Source organism: Streptomyces sp. HUAS MS02, assembly GCF_055702265.1.
Genome location: NZ_CM146747.1, coordinates 4,528,266 through 4,548,401 on the forward strand (window position 1 = coordinate 4,528,266; position 20,136 = coordinate 4,548,401).

Consider the following 20,136-nt stretch of genomic DNA (forward strand, 5'->3'; position numbering starts at 1 on the left):
CCGGCGGCGGCAAGCGAACGCGGAGCACTCACGAGCCGCTCCGGGGCGGCCCCGCCGGGTCCAGTGCAGGCCGTGGAGGCCGTGTCTCCGGCTCACGCCGCCGACAGCTCAGCCCGTGCCCTCGGCGCCGTCGCGGCCGAGGGCGGCGCGCTGGTAGATGTCGGGGATGCCGTCGGCGTCCTCGTCCAGGTTCTCCGCCTCCCACAGGCGGCGGTAGATGCCGTTGCGGCGTTTGATCAGGAGGGCCGCGAGGGCGGCGGCGATCAGGGAGCCGAGCAGCACGGCCGCCTTCACGTGCTCGATGTCGGCCGGATCGGTGAAGGCCAGTTCGCCGATGAGCAGGGCCACGGTGAAGCCGATGCCCGCCAGTACCGCGAGGGCGAACACGTCCGCCCAGGCCAGGTCGGGGTTGAGGCGGGCCCGGGTGAAGCGGGCGGCGAGGTAGGTGCCGATGAAGATGCCCACCGTCTTGCCCAGCACCAGTCCGAGGACGACGCCCAGTGGCTCCGGTTGCGTGAACACCGCGCCCAGGGCGGCGCCCGACACGCTCACCCCGGCGGCGAACAGCGCGAACAGCGGCACCGCCACGCCGGCCGAGACCGGCCGCAGCAGGTGTTCGGTCCGCTCCCCGGGGGAGGCGTCCTCGTCCTCGTCGCGGACCGTGCGCAGGATCAGGCCCATGGCCACACCGGCGACGGTGGCGTGCACGCCGCCGTTGTACATCAGCGCCCAGATCACCAGGCCCAGCGGCACGTACCACCACCAGCCGCGTACGCGGAACCGCTGCAGCAGGTAGAAGACCACCAGGCCCGCGGCGGCCCCGGCGAGCGCGGCCGGGTTCAGGTCACTGGTGAAGAAGACCGCGATGACCAGGATCGCGCCGAGGTCGTCGACCACGGCCAGGGTCAGCAGGAAGGCCCGCAGCGCGGACGGCAGGTGGGTGGAGAGCACCGCGAGGACGGCGAGCGCGAAGGCGATGTCGGTGGCCATGGGCACCGCCCAGCCCTGTGCGCTGCCGCCGCCGAGTCCGACGGTGGCCAGGTAGACGCCGGCGGGGATCACCATGCCGCACAGGGCGGCGACCACCGGGAGGGCGGCCGTGGCCGGGGTCCGCAGTTCGCCGACCACCAGCTCACGCTTCAGCTCGATCCCGGCGACCAGGAAGAACACGGTCAGCAGTCCGTCCGCCGTCCAGTGCCCCACCGACAGGTCCAGGCCGAGCGCGGATATCCCGAAGTGTGCGTCGCGCAGGTCCTCGTACGACCCGCTCCACGGGGTGTTCGCCCAGACCAGAGCCACCACGGCAGCCGCCAGCAGCACGAGCCCGCCCACCGTCTCCGTACGCAGGGCGCGGGCCACCTGCACCTGCTCCGGCCAGGGCAGCAGACCGAGGAAGACGGAACGTTCACGACGGGGGGCACGCATCCGGGAAGACCTCCACAGCATCGGGTTCCGGGCACACGTGCCCCTTCGACGCCGACCAGACTTCCCGGCACACCCCGCGCCTTTGACGCGTTCTTTACACACTAACCGCCACGGCGCGGGGCATGCGGACCGAGCGCCCCCGATACGGCGGGGCCGCTGCGATCATCATCACGTTTGGGTGTCCTGCCGGGGGGCGGGTCAGAGGGGTTTCGCCGGCCAGTCGAGCAGTCGGGCGCCGATCACCGCGGTCTGGAGGGTGTACCGGTGGACCGGATCGGAGGGGTCGGCACCGGTCAGTTTGTGGATGCGTTCGAGGCGGTACGTGAAGGCGCGCACGCTCAGCGACAGCCGCCGGGCGGCCTCGGCGGAGACGCAGCCCGAGTCGAAGTAGGCGGTGAGGGTGTCGAGGAGTGGCTGGGCTCCGCCGCGGGCCTGACGCAGGGGGCCGAGGGCGTTCTCCACCAGGTCGGCCATGGCCTGTCTGTCCCGGGTGAGGACGGGATAGACGAGGAGGTCGGCGGAGCGGAGCACGGGATCGTCGAGTTCCAGGCGTTCGGCCAGGTCGAGGGCGTTGAGGGCCTCCTCGTACGACTGGACGACGCCCGCCGGGCCGGTGTGCGGGCGGCCGAGCGCCACCTGTCCGCCCCCGGTCGCGGCGAACGCCTGCTTGGCGAAGTACGCGAGGACATCGTCCTGGTCGCCCGGGGCGACGCAGACGAGTCGGCCGTCCTTGGTGGTGAGCAGGATGCTGCGGTCGCCGAACCGGCCTCTCAACGCGCGCTCCACCTCCCGGAGCACCGGGTCGCCCTCCTCGTAGGCGGCCGGGCCGCGGGCCACGGCGACCGCGTGCTCGTACGAGAGCCGCAGCCCGTAGCGTTCCGCGCGCTGGGCCAGTCGGCCCAGGTCGCTGCGGCCGTACAGCAGGTCGTCGATGAACTCCCGGCGGGCGGCCTCCTCCTGGCGCACGGCGTGGCGCTGGGCCCGTTCGTAGCCCTCGGCGAAGGCGTCGAGAGCCTGCGCGGCGACGGACAGCACGTCGTCCACGATCGGTTCGCTGCCGGTGGGCCAGTGCGCCCGGGTGGCTGTCATGTGGGCGCCGACCAGGGCACGCAGCCCGATCCCCGCCTCGGCCGCCTGTTCACCCAGGGCACGGCGCGAGGCCAGTTCCTCCCGGGAGAGCCTGCGGCCGGTGGCCGAGGCATCGGCGAGGATGTCGGCGTATCCCTCCAGATACGTCTCGTGCCCCGCCGCCCCGCGCCCCTCGGACACGTCCCTTCCCGCCATGCAGGTCCCCCCGATCGGATGCGCCCCTGTCGTCGTTCTGACGCACGGTCGCAGGAGCGTACTCGCCCGTGCCCGGAGCGCTGCCTGCCCCCGGCAAGGGGATGCCGGTTCGGGCAGGGGGGCCGAGGCGGGCGGGCCGTCGAAGGGCGGGCAGCCGACGCGGCGCCCACGCTGCTCCCAGGTGTGCCGGGAGGTCCGGTCGCGGTCATGTCGGCCTTGGAACATCAGAGCCCCTCCACGTCGCGTACGGCGTGGGCCGCGTGCCGGGCGTTCGGGTTGGCGCGCAGGTTGCCGGGGTCTGCGGCCCGCGCGATGGCGGACTCGACGGCGGCGATCCGGTCGGCGAGGAGGCCGAGTGCGGCGACCGCGCGCGTGAGCTGATCGTCGTCCGGGCCGCCGAGGGCCTGGGTTCGGACGTACGCCGCCTTCACCTCCGTCCAGCGGGCGGCCTGTTCCGGGGTGAGCGTGCCCCGCAGTTCGGCCAGCTTGAGGAGGTTGGACTCGGCTCCGGTGGTGAGGGTCTGGGCCTCGGCCGTGTAGTGGTCGTCGATCAGGGCGGCCAGTTCGGACTCGTTCATGACCGGCTGGACGCGCTGGGCGATCTTGTTCATGTTGCGGTAGGAGCCCTGGAGCTGGAAGGGCGGCTCGGTGCGGGTGGTGTCCGACTGTGCGGCGGAGGCGATGTACGCGGCGTTCACCGCCAGGACCGTCCCCCGGATCGTGAGCAGGTGGCACAGGACCGCGAGGATCCGCTCCAGCTCGGCGGGGGCGTACGGGTGGGTGAGCCGGTCGGCACGGGCCGTGGGGTCGTGCCCGGCGAGCCGGATCAGCAGGTCGAGGTCGGCGCGGTCACGGCCCGCGAGCGGGGCGAGGACCGGGTGGGCGGTGAGGGCGTTCTCGATGAAGCTGAGCGCGAAGGCGTCCTCCTTGCCGGTCAGGACGTCACCGAGGTTCCACACGTCGGCCCGGTTGGCGAGCATGTCGGGGACGCGGAAGCGGCTGCCGGACTCGGTGTAGGGGTTGCCGGCCATGCAGACGGCGAAGCGCTTGCCGCGCAGGTCGTACGTGCGCGGCTCGCCGTCCCGTACGCCCTCGACGCGGCGGGTGGCGTCGCACAGCGGGATGAACCTCTGCAGCAGTTCGGGCGAGGTGTGCTGGATGTCGTCCAGGTACAGGAGGGTGTTGTTGCCCGCCTCCAGCGCGAAGTTGATCTTCTCGATCTCCCGGCGTGCGGTGGCGTCGGGGGCCTCGGCGGGGTCGAGCGAGGTCACCGTGTGGCCGAGGGCGGGGCCGCTGATCTTCACCAGCATCAGGCCGAGCCGGTCGGCGACGTACTCCACGAGGGTCGTCTTGCCGTAGCCGGGCGGGGAGACGAGCAGCAGCAGACCGCCGGTGTCGGTGCGCCTGGACTCGCCCGTGGTGCCCAGCTGCTTGGCGAGGCTGTCGCCGATGAGCGGGAGGTACACCTCGTCGACGAGCCGGTTGCGGACGAATCCGGACATGATCCTCGGGCGGTGCTCGTCCAGGCGCAGCCGGACGCGTTCGGCGGCCGTCAGGGCGTGGCGGTGACGCTGGTAGGCGCGGTGCGCCGGCACCTCGTGGGTGCGGAACGCGTGGGTGCGGGCGAGGAGTTCGTCGATCCGGACCGTGAGGGTGCCGTCGGCGAGGCGGGGGTGGGTGCCGAGCAGGCCCTCGACCGTCTCGGTCAGGCGCGCGTCGTACTCGTAGCGGGTCAGATCCGGGCACAGCTCGGCGGCCACCGCCGCCGCCAGGTCACCGGGCGCGAGGTCCGCGCCGGTGGAGGCGGCGTACGCGGACAGCCACGCCTCGACCAGCTGCCGGCGTGCCCCCAGGTCACCGAGGGCGGCGAGGTCCTCGTCGTACGCCGAAGTCCCCACCGTACGGCGGAACTTGTCGAGCAGGGTGCGGGTACCGGCGTCGATGACGAAGCCGTCGGCGCCGCCGGTGAGTTCCTCGAAGAGGTAGGCCGCGGCGGCGTCCGCGGTGGGTCCGCCGATCGCTCGCGCCAGCTCACCCCGCAGGTCGGCGATCGCGGGCGCGAGCCCGAACGTCTCCCGGGCGCGGGCGAGCGACACGGCCCGGCGGGTCCACGCCTCACGCTCCTCGGCCGTCGTGGCGTGCGCCCAGAACAGCTGGGCGCTCGCGCGGGCCACCGGCTCGTGGCGGAGCGGGCCCGCCTCCGCGTGCAGGCGGAGCAGCGCGGTCAGGATCAGGACCGTGTCGTGGTCGTGGACTCCGCGCTCGTATCCCTCGTCGTACGCCTCCTGCGCCGCCCGGCGTACGAGGGCGGGCAGGTCCGTGGCCTCGGCGAGGGCCGTCGCGCCGTGCTCGTCGAGCAGCCGGGCGGCGAGGTGTTCGGCGCGGTAGACGTCCGGGGACTCCGACGGCAGCGGGCGCTCCCAGTACGGGCGGGTCGCCGCGAAGTCGGGGTCGGTCACCGGGGAGCGGTGGTCGGTGGCGGTGATCGCGAAGGCCAGGCCGTCGCCGTGCGGGACGAGGGCGAGGTCGAGCGGCTGGGTGTTCACCGTGAAGCGGTGGGTGCCCAGGCGAATCGTGCGGCCGTCGTCGCCGTAGAGGTCGGTGCGGTCGCGCAGGGCGCGCAGGGCCTCCTGGCGGGCGGCCTTCAGATGGCCGTCCAGCTCGTCCGCCCGTACCTGGTCGCCGAGTTGGCGCAGTTCGTCGGCGGTGCGGCGGACCTTGGCGGGCATCGGGTCGGAGGTGAAGTACGTGGTGACGGCGTCCGCGTCGGGGAGGGAGGCGGCGCGGCGGACGACCGTGCGCAGGATGCGGGCCGCCGCGTCGGCGAGGCGCTCGGCGCGGCGGGCGCGGGCATCGGCGAGGTTCTGCTTTCGGGCGGAGAACGTCTCGTGGATCTCGTCGCGCCTGTCGGCCAGCTCCCCGAGGAAGTCGTCGAACTCGGCGGACTCCGAGAACCGCGCCTCCAGGTTCTCCAGCCGTGCCAGCAGGCGGGCGAGCTGCTCGTCGCATGCCTCGGGAGTGTCGGCGGAGGCGAGGGCGATGGTGACCGCCTGGCCGAGCAGGGTGAACTCGGCCGCGAACTCGGCACGTCCCTCCCGGTCGAGGAGCTCGCGGCGGCGGCCGTCGAGCACGGCGCGGGCACGGTTGACACCGGCCAGGACCTCGGCGATCCGTTCCAGGACGGAGGTGCGGACGGTGGCGTCACCGATGTCGAGTCCGGCGACGACCTCGGTCACCGTGCCCAGCCCGTCCGCGAGTGCGTCGATGCGTGCGGAGACGGACCCGGCCTCAGCGACGGTGGCGAGGGCGTCGGCGTCCATGAGGAGGCGCTCGACCTCCGCGTGGTGGTCGGCGAAGGCGTCCTCGCGGGCCAGGTGGGCGACCGCCCGCTGACCGAACGAGGCGAGGTCGGACTCGACGTCCGCGGCCAGTTCGTCGATGCGGGCCGTGTCGGCGTACCGCATGTCCTTGAGCGTGAGCAGATGCCCCTGCGCCTGACGGAGTTCGGTCAGGCCGGACACCCAGGCGGCGGCGCCCCGCAAGGTCTCCCCCCGCAGTCGGCGCACCACCTGGGCGACCCGGTCCGCCGCCTCACCGAGCGCGTCGGCGGCCTGCCGGGTGAGCGCCTGTACGGTCTCGAACTCGGCCAGTACCTGCTCGGCCGTGGTCCGCACGTTCGTGAGCGGCGCCCGCAGATCGCCGAGTTCGGCGTCCCCCAGCCAGTGGTAGGTGTCGGCGGCCCGGACGCAGGCCGCGACCAGCGCCTCGTACACCTCGCTCGTCGGGGTCGTCCCGGCGACCGCACCGGCGATGGAGAGGCAGTCGGAGATGCCGCGCACGAGGTCGGCGTTGCCGACGCGGGCGAGCGGGCCGTCCCCGAGGGGCCGGGCGGCGGCGTGGGTGTCGGAGACGTAGGGGGACCTCCACAGCTGGACCGGGTGGACCCGCTGTGGCTCCTCGCCCTCGGCGCGCAGCAGGACGAGCGTGCCGTCGTCGAGGAGGGCCCAGCCCCGGCAGGTCAGCGGGGTCGCGGTCTCCTTGCGGATCACGTTGTACGGCAGCAGCAGGCTGCGGCCCGCCACGGGGGCGTGGAACGCGAAGAGGACGTCCTCGCCGTTGGGCGAGCGGACCACCCGGTCGAACTCCAGGTCGCCGGCACCGACGCCGTCGAAGATCTTGTGCGTGCCGTTCGCCAGGCAGTAGCCGCCGGGGAAGACGATGCCCTGGTCCTCCGGCAGGCGGCGGCACGCCGGGCCGATGCCGTCGAGACGGACGACACTCCTGGTGAGCGTGTGGAAGACCAGGTAGCGGTCCGCGTCCTCCTTGTAGGGCCGGATGCGCAGCAGGACGAGGGTGCCCACCCGCGCGTACGCGATGTCGGCGTCGGCGAGTGACTGCAACGGCTCGTCGACGGGCTCGGAGTGGATTCCCTCGCCCGTCTCCGTGTCGTCCTCGACCTTGACGGTGAGGGCGCCTCCGACGGTCGTGACGAAGACCTCTCCGTCGACGGACACGTGCGGGTGGCGGCCGAGGACGTGGGACTCACGGGTCGCCTCGGTCCAGGTGAAGTCGTGGGCGGGCGGGGGAACGTGGTCGCGGTCGCCGCGCGCGTCGAGGAAGGACACCTGTCCGTCGTCGGTGAGCGCCCAGCGCAGGACGCGGAGGTCGTCGGCCTTCTCGCCGGTACGGAAGACGGCCAGGAGCCTGCCGTCGACACGGCTCAGGCGCAACAGGTGGGCCTGGCGGTAGTAGCGGTGGAGGGCCGTGAACTCCCGTACGAAGCCGGGGTCGTCGAGCAGACCGGGCACGGCGTCGTCGGGCAGCCGGTTCAGGTCGCGGTCGTGCAGCGCGAGGACGTCGCTCACGGCCGTCTCGGGCCCACGGCGGGTGAGGGCGTTGTGGCCGAGGAGCAGCAGATCACCGACGGAGACGATGTCGCGGGGCACGCAGGAGTGCTCGGTGCGCAGCCGCTCGGTGCCGGTGAGGTCGAGGCGCGTCGAGCCGAACTCCTGGGCGCGGCGGATGTTGAGGGCCTCGGCGCGGCGGGCGAGTTCGGCGGCCTGCGCGGTGAGCCGGTCGCGCAGCACGTCGTACGTACCGGTGTCGAGCACGTCGTGCGTACCGGTGTCGGGCACGTCGTGTGTATCGGTGGCGAGCGCCTCGTACGTGCGGGTGTCCAGGTCCGTCGTCCCGGTGGTCATGCGATCGGTCCCTCTCGGATGTCACTCGGAAGTCACTCGGAAGTCTCAGGAGGTCGGGGACTTTCCGAAGTCGAAGCCTTGTTGGGCCGGTGTGACGCGGCCCGGAGCTGCCGTCCCCTGTGCGGCAGCTCCGGACCGCTGAGCGGCCCCGGGGTGGTGGCCCCGCGCCGCTCGGCCGGTCAGCTCCTGGCGTTGCCGTTCAGCGCGGCGAGCGGGGTGTCCGCGACACCCAGCTCCCCTGCCATGTCCAGCAGTTGCCGCAGAGCACCGGAGTCGGCGCCGCCCGTCTTCATCAGCTTCATCAGCAGCGCGGAGACGGTCAGATCCCGTACGTCGGCCGTGGAGACCGAGCCGAGGGCGCGGGTGAGGTCGTCGGTGAAGCTCGCCGTACCGTTCAGCCAGGGCCCCGCGAGTGCCTGGGCGGTCTCGGAGTTCTGGACGAAGCCGTCGACGCCCTTGCCGAGCGAGATCGCCCCGACCAGCCGGTCGAAGAAGACCGACTCCCCGCCGACGATGCTGATGTCGGCGTTCTCCAGCCCGGTGGCGAGCACCGTGGCCTGCGCCTCGGCGACCTGCCGCTGCACGTCCAGCCCGGCCAGGCGGATGTCCTTCTCGGCCGCGAGCCGCAGCCGGTACTCCTCGTGCGTACGGGACGCCTCGTCGAGCGCGGCCATCGCGGCGGCCTTCTCGGTGAGGCCGGCCGCCTCGGCCTTCAGCTTCTCGCCGATGGCCTCGGCCTCGGCGAGCGCCTTGGCCCGGGAGCCCTCCGCCTCGGCCCGCATGCGTGCCTCGGTGGCCTCGGCCTCCGCGCGGCCGGCCTTCTCGATGACCTCGGCCTCCTTGTCGCGGACCTGGACGGCGGCCAGGCCCTCGGCGGCCGTCTCCGCCTGGACGCCCTCGGCGAGCCGCAGCTTGGCCCGCGCGTCGAGGTCTGCGGTCTTCAACCGGGCCTCGGCCAGGGTGAGTTCCTCGGCGGCCCGGTGGGTGGCGGCCTGCTCGGCGGCCTCCGCCGCCTTGATGTCCTTGACCAGCCTCTCCTGCGCCTCCGCCTCCGCGGCGATGATCACGGCCTGCCGCCGCCGCTCCGCCTCCTCGACGGCCCGCAGCTTCTTGATGGACTCCTCCTGCTCGGCGACCGTACGGTCCACGGCGACCCGCTCCCGGATGACCTCGGCGATCTCCCGCTTCTCCGCCTCGACCTCCTTCTCGGCGGCGATCCGCGTCAACTGGGTCTCCCGCTCCCGGGCGATGACCTCCAGCAGCCGGTCCTTCTCGATGCGCTCGCTCTCCACGGCGATGACCCGCTCGCGGTTCTTGGCGGCGACGGCGACCTCGCGGGCCTGGTTCTCGCGCTGGATGCCCAGCTGCTCCTCGGTCTTGAGGAACGCGCCCTGCGCCCGCAGCCGCTCCTCCTCCACCACCCGGGCCGTCTCGGCTTCTTCCCTCGCCCGTACGGTGTCGATCTCCCGCCGCTGCTTGATCTCGGCGTCGGCCTGGCGCCGCTCCAGCTCCAGGATGGTCTCCCGGGCGTCGACGTTCTGCCGGGTGATCTCCTTCTCCTCGGTGCGCTGGGCCTCGTTGGTACGGACGTGCTCCACGGCCGTCAGCTCGGTGATCTTCCGGATGCCCTGCGCGTCGAGGACGTTGGCCGGGTCGAGCTGGGTCAGCGGCGTCTGCTCCAGGTAGTCGATCGCCGCGTCCTCCAGGTGATAGCCGTTGAGGTCGACGCCGATGACCTCGATGATCCGGTACCGCAGCTCCTCACGCTTGGTGTAGAGGTCGGTGAAGTCCAGCTGCTTGCCGACGGTCTTCAGTGCCTCGGAGAACTTCGCGTGGAACAGCTCCTGCAGCGTGTTCCGGTCGCTCGCCCGCGCCGTACCGACCGCCTGGGCGACCTTGACGACGTCCTCCACGGTCTTGTTGACCTTCACGAAGAACGAGATCCGGATGTCGGCCCGGATGTTGTCCCGGCAGATCAGCCCCTCCTTGCCGGCCCGGGTGATCTCGATGGTCTTCACCGAGATGTCCATCACCTCGGCCTTGTGCAGCACGGGCAGCACGACCTGCCCGGTGAAGGTCACATCGACCTTCCGCGTCTTGGACACGATCAGTGCCTTGCCCTGCTCCACCTTGCGGAACAGCCGGGAGAAGAGGAGGAGGACGAGGAGCGCTATGAGCAGGAAGACGCCGGCGCCCACGGTCATGGCAGTCATGAGAAACATCCTTGGCGGGTGAGGGACCCGAGACCGGGCGGGCCCGGACGTCATCGGGAACGGAAAGATCGGGAGGGAGCGCATGCCGGGAGCCGGAAGGAGCACCCGCGCTTACGTGCGCCTCTGGAGGGCAACCCCCAGGGGCAGGGGCGGGTCTGCGGTTCAGGCGGCCCGACGGCGTGCGTGGAGTTCCGGGGCTGCGCGGTCGCCCTGGAGGAGGCCGGTGTCCGCCGGCTCCGAACGGCCCGAGCGGGACGGCCCGGCGACGCGCGGCGAGGACGGCCCGGGTTCATCGGGATGGAGGCGGCGCAGCAGCCGTACCACCGATCGGGTCGCACCCCATGAGACCGAGGGAGCCACGACGAGGACGCCGAGCCCCGTCAGCGCATGCGCCGGCCCCGACGAAGCCGACGGTTGCAGCAGGACGACGGCGCCGAGGCTGCCGGCCCAGGCGAAGCCCGTCCACAGCGAGAACGCGACCGCGACCGGGACGCCGTCCAGCCCCAGCGCTCCGAGGTCGGCGTCCCCGTCGAAGGTGCGTGAGCCGGCCGCACCCACCGTGACCAGCAGCCAGAAACCCGCGGCCGCCACGAGCGGGACGGTGAACAGGAAAGTCGGAAAGCCTGTGGCGGCCTCCAAGAACGTCCGCATGCCCACCCCCCGATCGACCCCGTCGCACGACTTCGGCACAGCTCCGCGACCCGGATGCCGGACACCTGCCGGTGCCCGGCATCGGGACCTCGGTCGCGTGCTCCCCTCGCCCTTTATGTTGCCCGCATCTGCCCCCCACCGCATTGCCGGATCCCGGCAGTCTTGGGTGGATCGTCCATGCCGGGGCCCTGCTAAGAAGGCGTCAAGAAACGCCGGGCTCCCCCTCGGAGTCCCGGTTCGCGGTCATATGCGCGGTCATACAAGGGCCGGCGTGGCGGTCGCACCGGGGGGCCGTGCACCGGCGCCTGGGCACGCGAAACGGTTCTCGGTCGGCCCCGGCTGCTCAACCGTCAGAAGTCCGCGCCCGGCGCGGCACCTGGGTCGGCTTTGCCGCCTCCGCCTCCGCCTTGGCGTCGCTGACCGCCGCGGCGGCCTGCTTCCCGGCCTCGTCCGCCGCGGCCGCGGCGTCGAGGGACACCATGGAGCCCGCTTCCAGCTGCGGGGTCCGGATGCCGCCGTCCGGGATGTCGTGATCGTCGGCGGTGGCCGCTTCCCCGGACTGCCCGGGGGCCGGGGTCACCGTCGTCGACTCGTCACCGAAGGCTCGGGTGACGGTGCGGACCGCCTCGGTCAGCTCCCCCGGGATCACCCAGAACGTGTTGTTGTCGCTGCTCGCCAGGTGCGGGAGCGTCTCCAGGTACTTGTAGGCCAGCACCTTCGGGTCGGCGTTGTTGCGATGGACGGCCTGGAAGACGAGCTCCACCGCCTTGGCCTCACCGTCCGCCCGAAGGATCATGGCCTGCTGCGCGCCCTGGGCCTCCAGGATGTCCTTCTGCTTCGTGCCTTCCGCGGTGAGGATCTTGGCCTGTCGCTCACCCTCGGCGTGCAGGATGGCCGCACGCTTGTCACGCTCGGCCCGCATCTGCTTCTCCATCGCCTCCTTGATGGTGGCCGGCGGATCGATGGCCTTGATCTCGACGCGGTTGACCCGGATGCCCCACTTGCCGGTGGCGTCGTCGAGGACGGCGCGGAGCCGGGAGTTGATCTCCTCGCGCGAGGTGAGCGTCTCCTCCAGGTCCATGCTGCCGATGACGTTGCGCAGCGTGGTGACAGTGAGCTGGTCGATCGCCTGGAGGTAGTCGGCGACCTCGTAGGCCGCCGCCCGCGGATCGGTGATCTGGTAGTAGAGCACGGTGTCGATGTTGACCACGAGGTTGTCCTCGGTGATCACCGGCCTGGGGTCGGACGAATAGACCTGTTCGCGCACGTCGAGCTTGGTGTTGATCCGGTCCGCCACCGGCAGGACCAGGTTCAGGCCGGGTTGCAGCGTCCGGCGGTATCTGCCGAACCGCTCGACGTTGTAGCGGCGCGCCTGCGGGACGATCCGCACGGTGGAGGCCACGAGGAAGACGACGACGATGGCCGCGACGAGGAGAGGGATGACGACGGGATCCACAGTGCCTCCGTTGCTGGGTGTTCAGCCGTTCACGGAAGGAGTTCGCGGGGGTAGACGATGGCCGTGGCCCCTTCGATCTCCATGACGTCCACCAACGCTCCCACCGGGATGACAAGGGTCTCGTCGAGGGCGCGGGCGGACCATTCCTCGCCGGAGAGTTTGATCAGGCCATGGGTCGCGGTGACCTCCTGCATCACCTCCGCCCGCCTGCCGATCAGCGCGTCGGTGCCGTCGCGCACGAGCGGCTGCTGCGCCATGTGCCGCAGCGCGACAGGACGCACGATCAGGAGACCCGCCGCCGAGGCCGCCGCGAGGGCCACGAGCTGGCCGAGCAGGCCGATGCCCACACCTGCGACCACTGCGGCCACCAACGCGGCGCCCGCCAACAAGCCGAAGACCAGGGTCAGCGTGAAGAACTCCGCCGCACCCAGCGCCGCGGCGGCGATCAGCCAGAAGAACCACGGCATCGAATCGCCCTCCTTCAGGGGCTTCCCCACCAACCTACCTTCCGGAACGCCTGGCAGACAGACGCGGCAACCGTGGTTCTTACGCGGTGGAGGGGAGCGCCCTGATCGGAGTGGTGCCCGCGGGCAGCTGAACGGCCGCCGTGATCATCAGCGTCTGTGGGCGGGTCCGCCCCAGGGGACGCTCCCAGGTGAGCGCCTACACAGCCAGGCATCACGTCCGCGTTCACTGTTGACCGGACCACGGGAGGACACGCCGGACTGAGCGCGTCCCAGAGGCCGTAACAGGCACAAGCCAGCAGTGTGGCTCCCAGCACTTCGCTGGGCCGGTGGCCGCCCATGGTCGCGCTGGCGGCGGCGATGCAGGCGAGCCACAGCACACCTGCCGTGGCGACGTAGGGGCGGATGCGAGGGGATACGACGAGGACGGCGGCGAGGGTCGGCGCGGCGGGGATGGCCGTGTGCCCGCTGGGAAAACCCTGCTCAAGAAGACAGGCAGACGTCCCCGGCGGAGGCCTGACGGGCGATCAGGTCCGCGCGGCCGTCACCGCTGACGTCCCCGGGCGAGGTCAGCACGTCGTACTGCGTCCAGCCGCTGGTGCCCAGCGGGGTTACGCCGTCGACGGGGTCACCGCCGCCCCGCACGCGGGCCGGTGGGCGCGTTCCACGTCCACCTGGAGTTCGCCGCGTAGTCCTTCGCGCAGCGGACAGCGCCGCGTCGTCCTCCGACGGCGCTGTCCGCGATGACCCAGCCGGGACCACCGCCGGCGACTGCCCGGTGGTCGGTCCGTGCGTCAGAACGCGGGGACCTCGCCGGGGCGGGCCTTGTTGATGTTGCTGACCAGGTTGTTGGTCAGCGGGAAGTTGGCCCTGCCCCACTGGGAGTTCCACAGGGCGTCGCGCGGCGTCTTGTCCATCTGCTCCATGGTGACCAGGGCCGGGGTGTCCCAGCCGCCGTTGCCCCAGGCCTCGGGAACCTCGCCCCACTTGGCGAAGCGGAAGGCGTGCGTGCTCGCGCCGTCCTTGTGGTAGACGATCTTGACGCGGTTGCCGTCCATCGGCACCTCGTTGATCGGGTGGGTGCTGTAGCCGCCGTGCCGGGAGGCGGCCAGGTACCGGGGACGCTCCTCGCCCTGCTTCTGGAAGACCACCACGGACTCCCAGTCGTGGCGGTGCCCGAAGGCGTCGGCGCCGTTGAGCGTCTGGTCCTTCTCGAAGTAGAGCGCGTAGACGTAGGCGCACCAGCCGTTCCGGCACAGGGACTGCGAGTACGTGTTGGCTCTGCCGAGGTGGCCGTCGCGGCACTGGCCGGTGATCGAGCCGCTGGGGTTGAGGCCGCCGTTGAGGTTTCCGTTCGCGTCCACCGCCGCCGCGGGGAAGCAGCCGTCCCCGTCATAGTCGAACAGCGGCATGTACTTGTTCTGGAACGTGCTCGCGTTCCACGGCAGCGGGTTCAGGACGCCGGCGCTGGCACTGCCCGTCAGACCGACGGTCAGGGCGGCGGCGCTGCCCAGGACGAGGGCGGCCTTGGCGAGACGGGACCGTCGGCGGGGCCTGGCTGTCTGAGACATGTGGGGTGCTCCAGTGGTTCGCTTGGTTCGTTCTGCCGGGATTCCGGCGGGACGACACCGAGACTGGAGCGCGTGGAGTTGATCGGCAGCATGTTCTGATCAGGGCGAACAATCGTCCTCGGCGTTTCGGGCGGATGTTCCTCGTGGCGTCAACACCCGTTCCTCTCGCGCCGTTCGCCGTTCACCTCGCGTTGTCCCGCGGCCTTGGCGTCTCACTCGAACCGGGCGGGCCTGCCAGGCGGGCCGGTCAGCGGAACCCGCCCCCACCGATCCGTCACGGCCTCGACGATCGCCACTCCACGCCCGTCCTCGGAGAGTTCGAAGAGTTCGAAGAGTTCCGAGAGTTCCGAGAGTCCGTCCACAGCTGTGGACGACCGCGGGCACGGGCCCGTGTCGGTGACCTCCACGCACAGCCCCGGCTCCCCCGGCAGCCGCGGCATCAGCACCGCGGCACGCCGGTCGGGACGACAGATACAGGCGGAGGATGCGGCGCAGGCGCCGGGCGGAGTGCTCACCGAGGGTGAAGACGGTGCCGTGCCGGGCGCCAAGTCCTCCCTCGGGAGAGGCAGTTACGCGCTTCACGCCACCGGAGTGGAGTCCACACCGGATCTGGCCAACGTTCCCCTGGCGTAAGTCCAGTTACACGGAACCACGGGCGGCGACTGCGTCGAGGTCGCCCGCCTCACCCCCACATCGCCGTCCGCGACTCCAAGACCCCCGGGTCGGCGCCCTCGCCCTCTCGCCGGAGGCGTACGTCGCCTTCGTGGGCCACGTCGGGCGCTGACGGCCACGCCAGAAGCCGCCGGCGGACGGGGGGGGGGGGGGAGTGTCCGCCGGCGGCTGTTTCTGCCCCTCGGGGGGGGATGAGGGGCACGGGTTCAAGACTGGCAGTCGGAGAGTTGATCGTCAGCCCGTCCGATCAGGGCAATCAATGCCGGTCGGGTCACGGCCGGCCCTTGGCCGTGTTCAGGACGAGGGCGTAGTCGGCCAGGGCCGTGAGCGGGACGCCGATGAGCCGGTTCCACCGGTCGATCGTCCGCATGTCCGTGTGGGGCATGTGCTGTCCTCCAGGTGTTCGGAGTGCCGGGATCGGCCTTGCCCCGCCGACGCCCGCAACCGGAACGTTGCTGTGCACGTCCCATCTGCCAGGCCGATCAATCTCGTGGGCGGAAGGAGGCTTGATGGACGTCACATGCCGCCTCGCCCGTACGTCACCCGTTGGCAACCTTGTCGCTACCCGGCGGCTTGTACGTTCGTCGCGCTCGATGTCCCTTTCGCCAGCCGTACGGAGGTGTGCGCATGGCGCGCCCGGAAAGACCGCTGGACCCGACGGCCGGTCCCGTGCCGCGGCTCGCGCACGAGCTGCGGGAGCTGCGCAAGGCCGCGGGGAGCCCCTCGTACCGGAAGATGGCCGAGCCGGCGGGCTTCTCCGCGACAACGCTGTCGCAGGCCGCGGCCGGTGAACGGCTGCCGTCCCTCGCCGTCGTCCAGGGCTATGTACGGGCCTGCGGCGGCGACCCGGACGAGTGGGAGCCGCGGTGGAAGGACGCCGAGGCGGAGGTGGCCGGGGAGGTCCGCGAGGACGACGAGGAGGCGGCGCCGCCCTACCGGGGCCTCGCCCGGTTCGAGCCGGCCGACCAGGGGCTGTTCTTCGGGCGGGCCCGCCTGACGGAGGACCTGCTCCAGCTGGTGTGCGGGCACCGGTTCGCCGCGGTGTTCGGCGCCTCCGGCAGCGGGAAGTCGTCCCTGCTGCGGGCCGGACTGATACCCCGGCTCCGGGAGGAGATCGCGGACCGGGACTGCCCGGCGGTGCTGCGGGTGCTCACGCCCGGCGACCGCCCGGCCACCAGGTACGGCCATCTGCTGACCCCGGCGGCGGACGAGCCCGAGAGCTGGGTCGTGGTGGACCAGTTCGAGGAGGTCTTCACCCTGTGCCGGGACCGGGCCGAGCGGGCCCGGTTCATCGACCTGCTGCTCGCCGCCCGGGACCCCGGCAGCCGGCTGCGCGTCCTCATCGCCGTACGGGCCGACTTCTACCCCCGCTGTGGCGAGCACCGCGGTCTGGCGGACACGCTGTGCGGCGCCGGACTGCTGGTCGGCCCGATGACCGCGGAGGAGCTGCGGGAGGCGGTCGTCAAGCCGGCGCAGGAGGTCGGGCACCTGGTGGAGCGGGAGCTGACCGCGCGGATCGTGGAGGAGGTCCTCGACGAGCCCGGCGGGCTGCCGATGCTCTCGCACGCCCTGCTGGAGACCTGGCGGCGGCGCAAGGGCCGGGTGCTCACCCTGGCCGCGTACCAGGCGGCGGGCGGGGTGCGCGGCGCGATCGCGGCGAGCGCGGAGGAGGCGTACGGGCAGCTGACCGCGGAGCAGGCGGATGCCGCCCGGTGGCTGCTGCTGCGGATGGTCGAGCCCGGCCAGGGCACCCCGGACACCCGGCGCCCGCTGACCCGGGCCGAGCGCGCGGAGGTCGCCTGCCCCCACGTGCCCGTGGTGGTGGAGCGGCTGGCCCGCGCCCGGCTGCTGACCGTCGACGAGGACGCCGTCCAGCTCGCCCACGAGGCGCTGATCACCAGCTGGCCCCGGCTGCGTGGCTGGATCGAGGAGGACCGCGAGCGGCTGCGCCCCCGCCGCGCGCTGACCGATGCCGCCCGCATCTGGCTGGAGCACGACCGCGACCCCGGCGCTCTCTACCGGGGCACCCGCCTGGACCGGGCGGCGGAGCTGTTCCCCGACCACGAGCACGACTACTCCCTGACCGTGCCGGAACGCGAGTTCCTCACCGCCGCGCTGGCGGCCCGGGAGGCGGAACGCCGGGCCGCCGCCCGATCCACGCGCCGGGCACGGGCCGGGATGGGCGTACTGGCGGCGGTCCTCGTGGTGGCGCTGGTCGCGGGTCTCGCCGCCTGGACGCAGGGCCGGGACAACGAGCGCCGCCGCAACGACGACGCGGCCCGCCGCATCGCCGCCGTCGCGGACGGCCTGCGCACGACCGACCCGCGCACCGCACAGCTGCTGGGCGTCGCCGCCTGGCGGGTGGCCGAGCTGCCGGAGACCCGGCGGGCGCTGCTGGGTTCGCTCGGCCAGCAGGAACTGGACACCTTCAGTGACCAGGCGCCGGGCGACGGCCCCTTCCGCCGTCTGACGGACTCCGGTCGCACCCTGCTCAGCGTCGAGGGGCGCACCTGGCGGACCTGGGACGTGGCACGGCACCGGCGGATCGCCGAGGGGCGGCTGCCGGAGGGCGGCACCGCGGTCGGGGCGAGTCCGGACGGGCGGCTGCTGGCCATCCAGGGAAACGGCCCGGGCGACGGGCTACGGCTGTGGGACACCGCCGCCGGACGCTGGGTCGGCGACCGGCTGCCGGCGTCGTCCGTCGTGGACTTCGGCGAGGGCGTGTACGTCGTGAGCGGGGTGAACGACCTCCGGGTGCGGGTGCACTCGGCCGCGGACGGAAAGCTGCTGTTCGAGGCGGAGTCTCGCCACACGGCGCCGAGTGCGGACGGCCGGCTGATCGCGGTCTGCCCCGGCGGGGGAGGCGGCGGGCCGCAGGTCCAGGACCTCACGACCCGGCGCACGGTACACGGGCGCTGGGAACGCGCGGGCGACATCTGCGGCGACGAGTTCTCGCAGCTGGTGTTCGGTGGGGGCGGGCGAAACGAGACGGGGGTGGCCTCGGGCGGAAGCCGGGGGAGGTTCGCCGCGGTGCTCCAGAGCGGCGTGCGGGTCTGGGACCTGCACTCGGGCGGGCAGCTGGCCGACCTCCCCGACGCGGGAGTGAAGTACGCCGCCTTCAGCGCGGACGGGCACTTCCTGGCGACCGCCGACGGGGAGGAGATCATGGTGTGGCGGCTGGGCACCGACGCCCCGGTGTTTCGGCACTCCCTCAACAACCAGCACCTCTACGGCGGCCTGGCCTGGGATCCCGCACGCCCGGTCCTGCGCTATCTGGAGGCCGGCACGGTCCACTCCCTGGACGTCGCGACGGCCGTGACCTCCGCCTGGCAGGACCAGCCGGCGGACGACGTGCTGATCAGCCCCGACGGCCGCACCTTCGCCACCGCGCAACGCACCGGCGGCACCTACCGCTTCGAGCTGCGCGACGCCCGCGACAAACGACTGCTCGCCACCCTGCCGCCCCCGCGGCTCCCCGTGTCGCACGACCCCTCCCGGCCGCTGATCCCGGAGTACGCCCTCCCCCTTCTGGCCTTCACCCCCGACGGCAAGGCGCTCGCCTACACCGTCTCGGCGCCCGGTTACGAGGCGTCCCCGCAGCGCCTCACCCTCTGGGACGTCACCCGCGGCCGGGTCCGTACGACGCTGGACCTGGCGGCGCCGACGCCGGCCGGTACGGAGAAACAGTCGGCCGGTGCGGTGATCACGATCGCCCTCGGCCCGGACGCCCGCACGCTCCACGTCACCCGTACACCGGACGTCGGCGAGCTGGCCAACGAGACCTGGGACGTCGCCCGCCACCGCCGGACGGCCGTCGTCACCGGCCTGTCCAGCAGTCACTTGGCCGTCCGTCCCGACGACGGGCTCCTGGTCGGCGACAACCGCACGGCGAGCCTGCCAGGCGGCAAGGCCACCGGACGCGACCTGGTCCAGGGCAGCCAGATCGGCGCCCTCGCCTTCGCTCCGGACGGTTCGCGGATCGCGGCGGGGGACGAGACGGGCCGGGTGGCGCTGTGGGACGGAGCGGTCCGGCAGCGGGAGGGCATCCTGCCGAACGTCTTCCCCGCGTTCCCGAAGGGAATGGCCGGCGCAGACGACCCCGGGTCCGACCCGCTCGGCGACGACACCTCCGAGGCCGTCAGCGCCCTCGCCATCAGCCCCGACGGGCGCACGCTGGCGGTGGGCGGCGAGGCGGGAAGCCTCCAGCTGTGGGACATCGCCACCCAGCAGCCGCTCGGCGGCCTCCTGACCACACCCGGCGACGCGATCGACACCGTGGCGTTCGGCGCGGACAGCGGCACGGTGTACGCGGGAAGCGCGCACGTGCCTCTCCAGCGCTACACGATCGACCCGGCCCTGGCGGTCGAGTCGGTGTGCGCACGGGCGGGAGTGCGCGAGCTGACGCGGGCGCAGTGGCGGACGTACGTGCGTGACGTGCCGTACCGCAAGGTGTGCGACGACGGATGAGTCCGGCATTGCCGTGCTCGACATGCGCTGCGGTGCTCCCCGGCCCGGGCCATGCGGTTCCGCACGGCTCCGATCGAGCGTCCCTCGTTCTTCGGCACCATGAGGCGTCGGCGGACATCGATGGCTTCGGCGAGCGCATCGACCTGGGCGGGCCGGAGATCCCGGTGTCGTCCACACCGGCACGCACACCTGGGGGTTAGTGGTGCGCTACCGGCCACAAGTGATCACGGGACCGCCCGTGCCTACCGTGATGCGGCATGCCGGCCTTCTCAACGACCTCGGAGACCGGCAGCCGCATCGGCCTCGCGGCCACCGTGGCGGCCACCGTGCCGGCCACCGGCCCGACGGCGACCGCACATGCGCCGGGCTCACGCTCCCCCGTACGCCGAGGCAAAGTCCGCCCGGGGAAGGCCTGTTGACGTTCACGCCGGACCGGCCGGCCTGGACCGCCGATATCCGCTCGTGGAGGTCAGGTAAACCGTCACCGCGGAAGCCGCCTCGTGGACGGACCTCTTCCGCAGCACGACCGGGGGGTGTCCCTTACGCGGTGTCCAACCACACCCGCCGCAGCGGGATCGACCGGCGACTCGATCCTGGAAATGGAAGGGGTTTTCCGTTGACGGGTCTGGTACGCGTCCGACACGCCGGTGCAACAACCGGGCCGTTAGCTGCCGCAATCAACCGTCCGGCGCGGCGCCGGTAGGGGACGGGGCACAGCAAGAAGGAGCAGGA

At 72.4% G+C, this 20,136-nt stretch carries 11 protein-coding genes and 1 pseudogene; 1 reads left to right on the forward strand and 11 read right to left on the reverse strand.

Annotation, left to right across the window (positions count from 1 at the left end; genetic code table 11):
- Window positions 1-108 precede the first annotated feature (108 nt).
- The 11 genes and pseudogenes from nhaA to ACZ9QC_RS19505 all read right to left on the reverse strand — a co-directional run bounded on the left by nhaA (window position 109) and on the right by ACZ9QC_RS19505 (window position 14,780).
- Entirely contained in the window at window positions 109-1,425 is a 1,317-nt protein-coding gene (gene nhaA / locus ACZ9QC_RS19455; protein ID WP_472921281.1) for a Na+/H+ antiporter NhaA, read from the reverse strand.
- Window positions 1,426-1,623: 198 nt separating this feature from the next.
- A complete protein-coding gene (locus tag ACZ9QC_RS19460; protein WP_472921282.1) occupies window positions 1,624-2,709 on the reverse strand; it encodes a PucR family transcriptional regulator in 1,086 nt (361 codons plus the stop codon).
- A 224-nt stretch (window positions 2,710-2,933) separates the two neighbouring features.
- Window positions 2,934-7,910 (reverse strand): DNA repair ATPase, encoded by a 4,977-nt coding sequence (locus ACZ9QC_RS19465; RefSeq protein ID WP_472921283.1) that lies wholly within the window; start codon window positions 7,908-7,910, stop codon window positions 2,934-2,936.
- A 179-nt stretch (window positions 7,911-8,089) separates the two neighbouring features.
- Entirely contained in the window at window positions 8,090-10,123 is a 2,034-nt protein-coding gene (locus ACZ9QC_RS19470; RefSeq protein ID WP_472921284.1) for a flotillin family protein, read from the reverse strand.
- A 162-nt stretch (window positions 10,124-10,285) separates the two neighbouring features.
- Window positions 10,286-10,774, reverse strand: a complete 489-nt coding sequence (locus tag ACZ9QC_RS19475) for a hypothetical protein (protein WP_472921285.1) — start codon at window positions 10,772-10,774, stop codon at window positions 10,286-10,288.
- A 343-nt stretch (window positions 10,775-11,117) separates the two neighbouring features.
- Complete coding sequence (locus ACZ9QC_RS19480) at window positions 11,118-12,230, reverse strand: SPFH domain-containing protein (RefSeq protein ID WP_472921286.1); 1,113 nt, start codon at window positions 12,228-12,230, stop codon at window positions 11,118-11,120.
- Between the two features lie 29 nt (window positions 12,231-12,259).
- The gene (locus tag ACZ9QC_RS19485) at window positions 12,260-12,697 is read right to left on the reverse strand and encodes an NfeD family protein (RefSeq protein WP_472921733.1); all 438 of its coding nucleotides are present in this window, start codon (window positions 12,695-12,697) and stop codon (window positions 12,260-12,262) included.
- Window positions 12,698-12,951: 254 nt separating this feature from the next.
- Window positions 12,952-13,185, reverse strand: a pseudogene (locus ACZ9QC_RS19490) (phosphatase PAP2 family protein); the annotation flags it as partial.
- A complete protein-coding gene (locus ACZ9QC_RS19495) occupies window positions 13,178-13,339 on the reverse strand; it encodes a hypothetical protein (RefSeq protein WP_472921287.1) in 162 nt (53 codons plus the stop codon). The gene ACZ9QC_RS19495 and the pseudogene ACZ9QC_RS19490, both read right to left, overlap by 8 nt.
- Before the next feature lie 149 nt (window positions 13,340-13,488).
- Window positions 13,489-14,265 carry an NPP1 family protein gene (locus ACZ9QC_RS19500; protein WP_472921288.1) on the reverse strand — a complete coding sequence of 259 codons (777 nt, stop codon included), beginning with the start codon at window positions 14,263-14,265 and terminating at the stop codon, window positions 13,489-13,491.
- Between the two features lie 212 nt (window positions 14,266-14,477).
- Entirely contained in the window at window positions 14,478-14,780 is a 303-nt protein-coding gene (locus ACZ9QC_RS19505; RefSeq protein WP_472921289.1) for a hypothetical protein, read from the reverse strand.
- A gap of 784 nt (window positions 14,781-15,564) precedes the next feature.
- Between ACZ9QC_RS19505 and ACZ9QC_RS19510 the strand changes: the two genes are divergently transcribed.
- The gene (locus ACZ9QC_RS19510) at window positions 15,565-19,404 is read left to right on the forward strand and encodes an nSTAND1 domain-containing NTPase (protein WP_472921290.1); all 3,840 of its coding nucleotides are present in this window, start codon (window positions 15,565-15,567) and stop codon (window positions 19,402-19,404) included.
- The last annotated feature ends 732 nt before the right edge of the window (window positions 19,405-20,136 follow it).

What these genes read in the sequence shown, in the direction of transcription:
- ACZ9QC_RS19475 (WP_472921285.1), bottom strand. Translation starts at nt 10,774, where the DNA reads ATGCGGACGTTCTTGGAGGCCGCCACAGGCTTTCCGACTTTCCTGTTC.
- ACZ9QC_RS19500 (WP_472921288.1), bottom strand. Translation starts at nt 14,265, where the DNA reads ATGTCTCAGACAGCCAGGCCCCGCCGACGGTCCCGTCTCGCCAAGGCC.
- ACZ9QC_RS19510 (WP_472921290.1), top strand. Translation starts at nt 15,565, where the DNA reads ATGGCGCGCCCGGAAAGACCGCTGGACCCGACGGCCGGTCCCGTGCCG.
- ACZ9QC_RS19485 (WP_472921733.1), bottom strand. Translation starts at nt 12,697, where the DNA reads ATGCCGTGGTTCTTCTGGCTGATCGCCGCCGCGGCGCTGGGTGCGGCG.
- ACZ9QC_RS19460 (WP_472921282.1), bottom strand. Translation starts at nt 2,709, where the DNA reads ATGGCGGGAAGGGACGTGTCCGAGGGGCGCGGGGCGGCGGGGCACGAG.
- ACZ9QC_RS19470 (WP_472921284.1), bottom strand. Translation starts at nt 10,123, where the DNA reads ATGACTGCCATGACCGTGGGCGCCGGCGTCTTCCTGCTCATAGCGCTC.
- ACZ9QC_RS19465 (WP_472921283.1), bottom strand. Translation starts at nt 7,910, where the DNA reads ATGACCACCGGGACGACGGACCTGGACACCCGCACGTACGAGGCGCTC.
- nhaA (WP_472921281.1), bottom strand. Translation starts at nt 1,425, where the DNA reads ATGCGTGCCCCCCGTCGTGAACGTTCCGTCTTCCTCGGTCTGCTGCCC.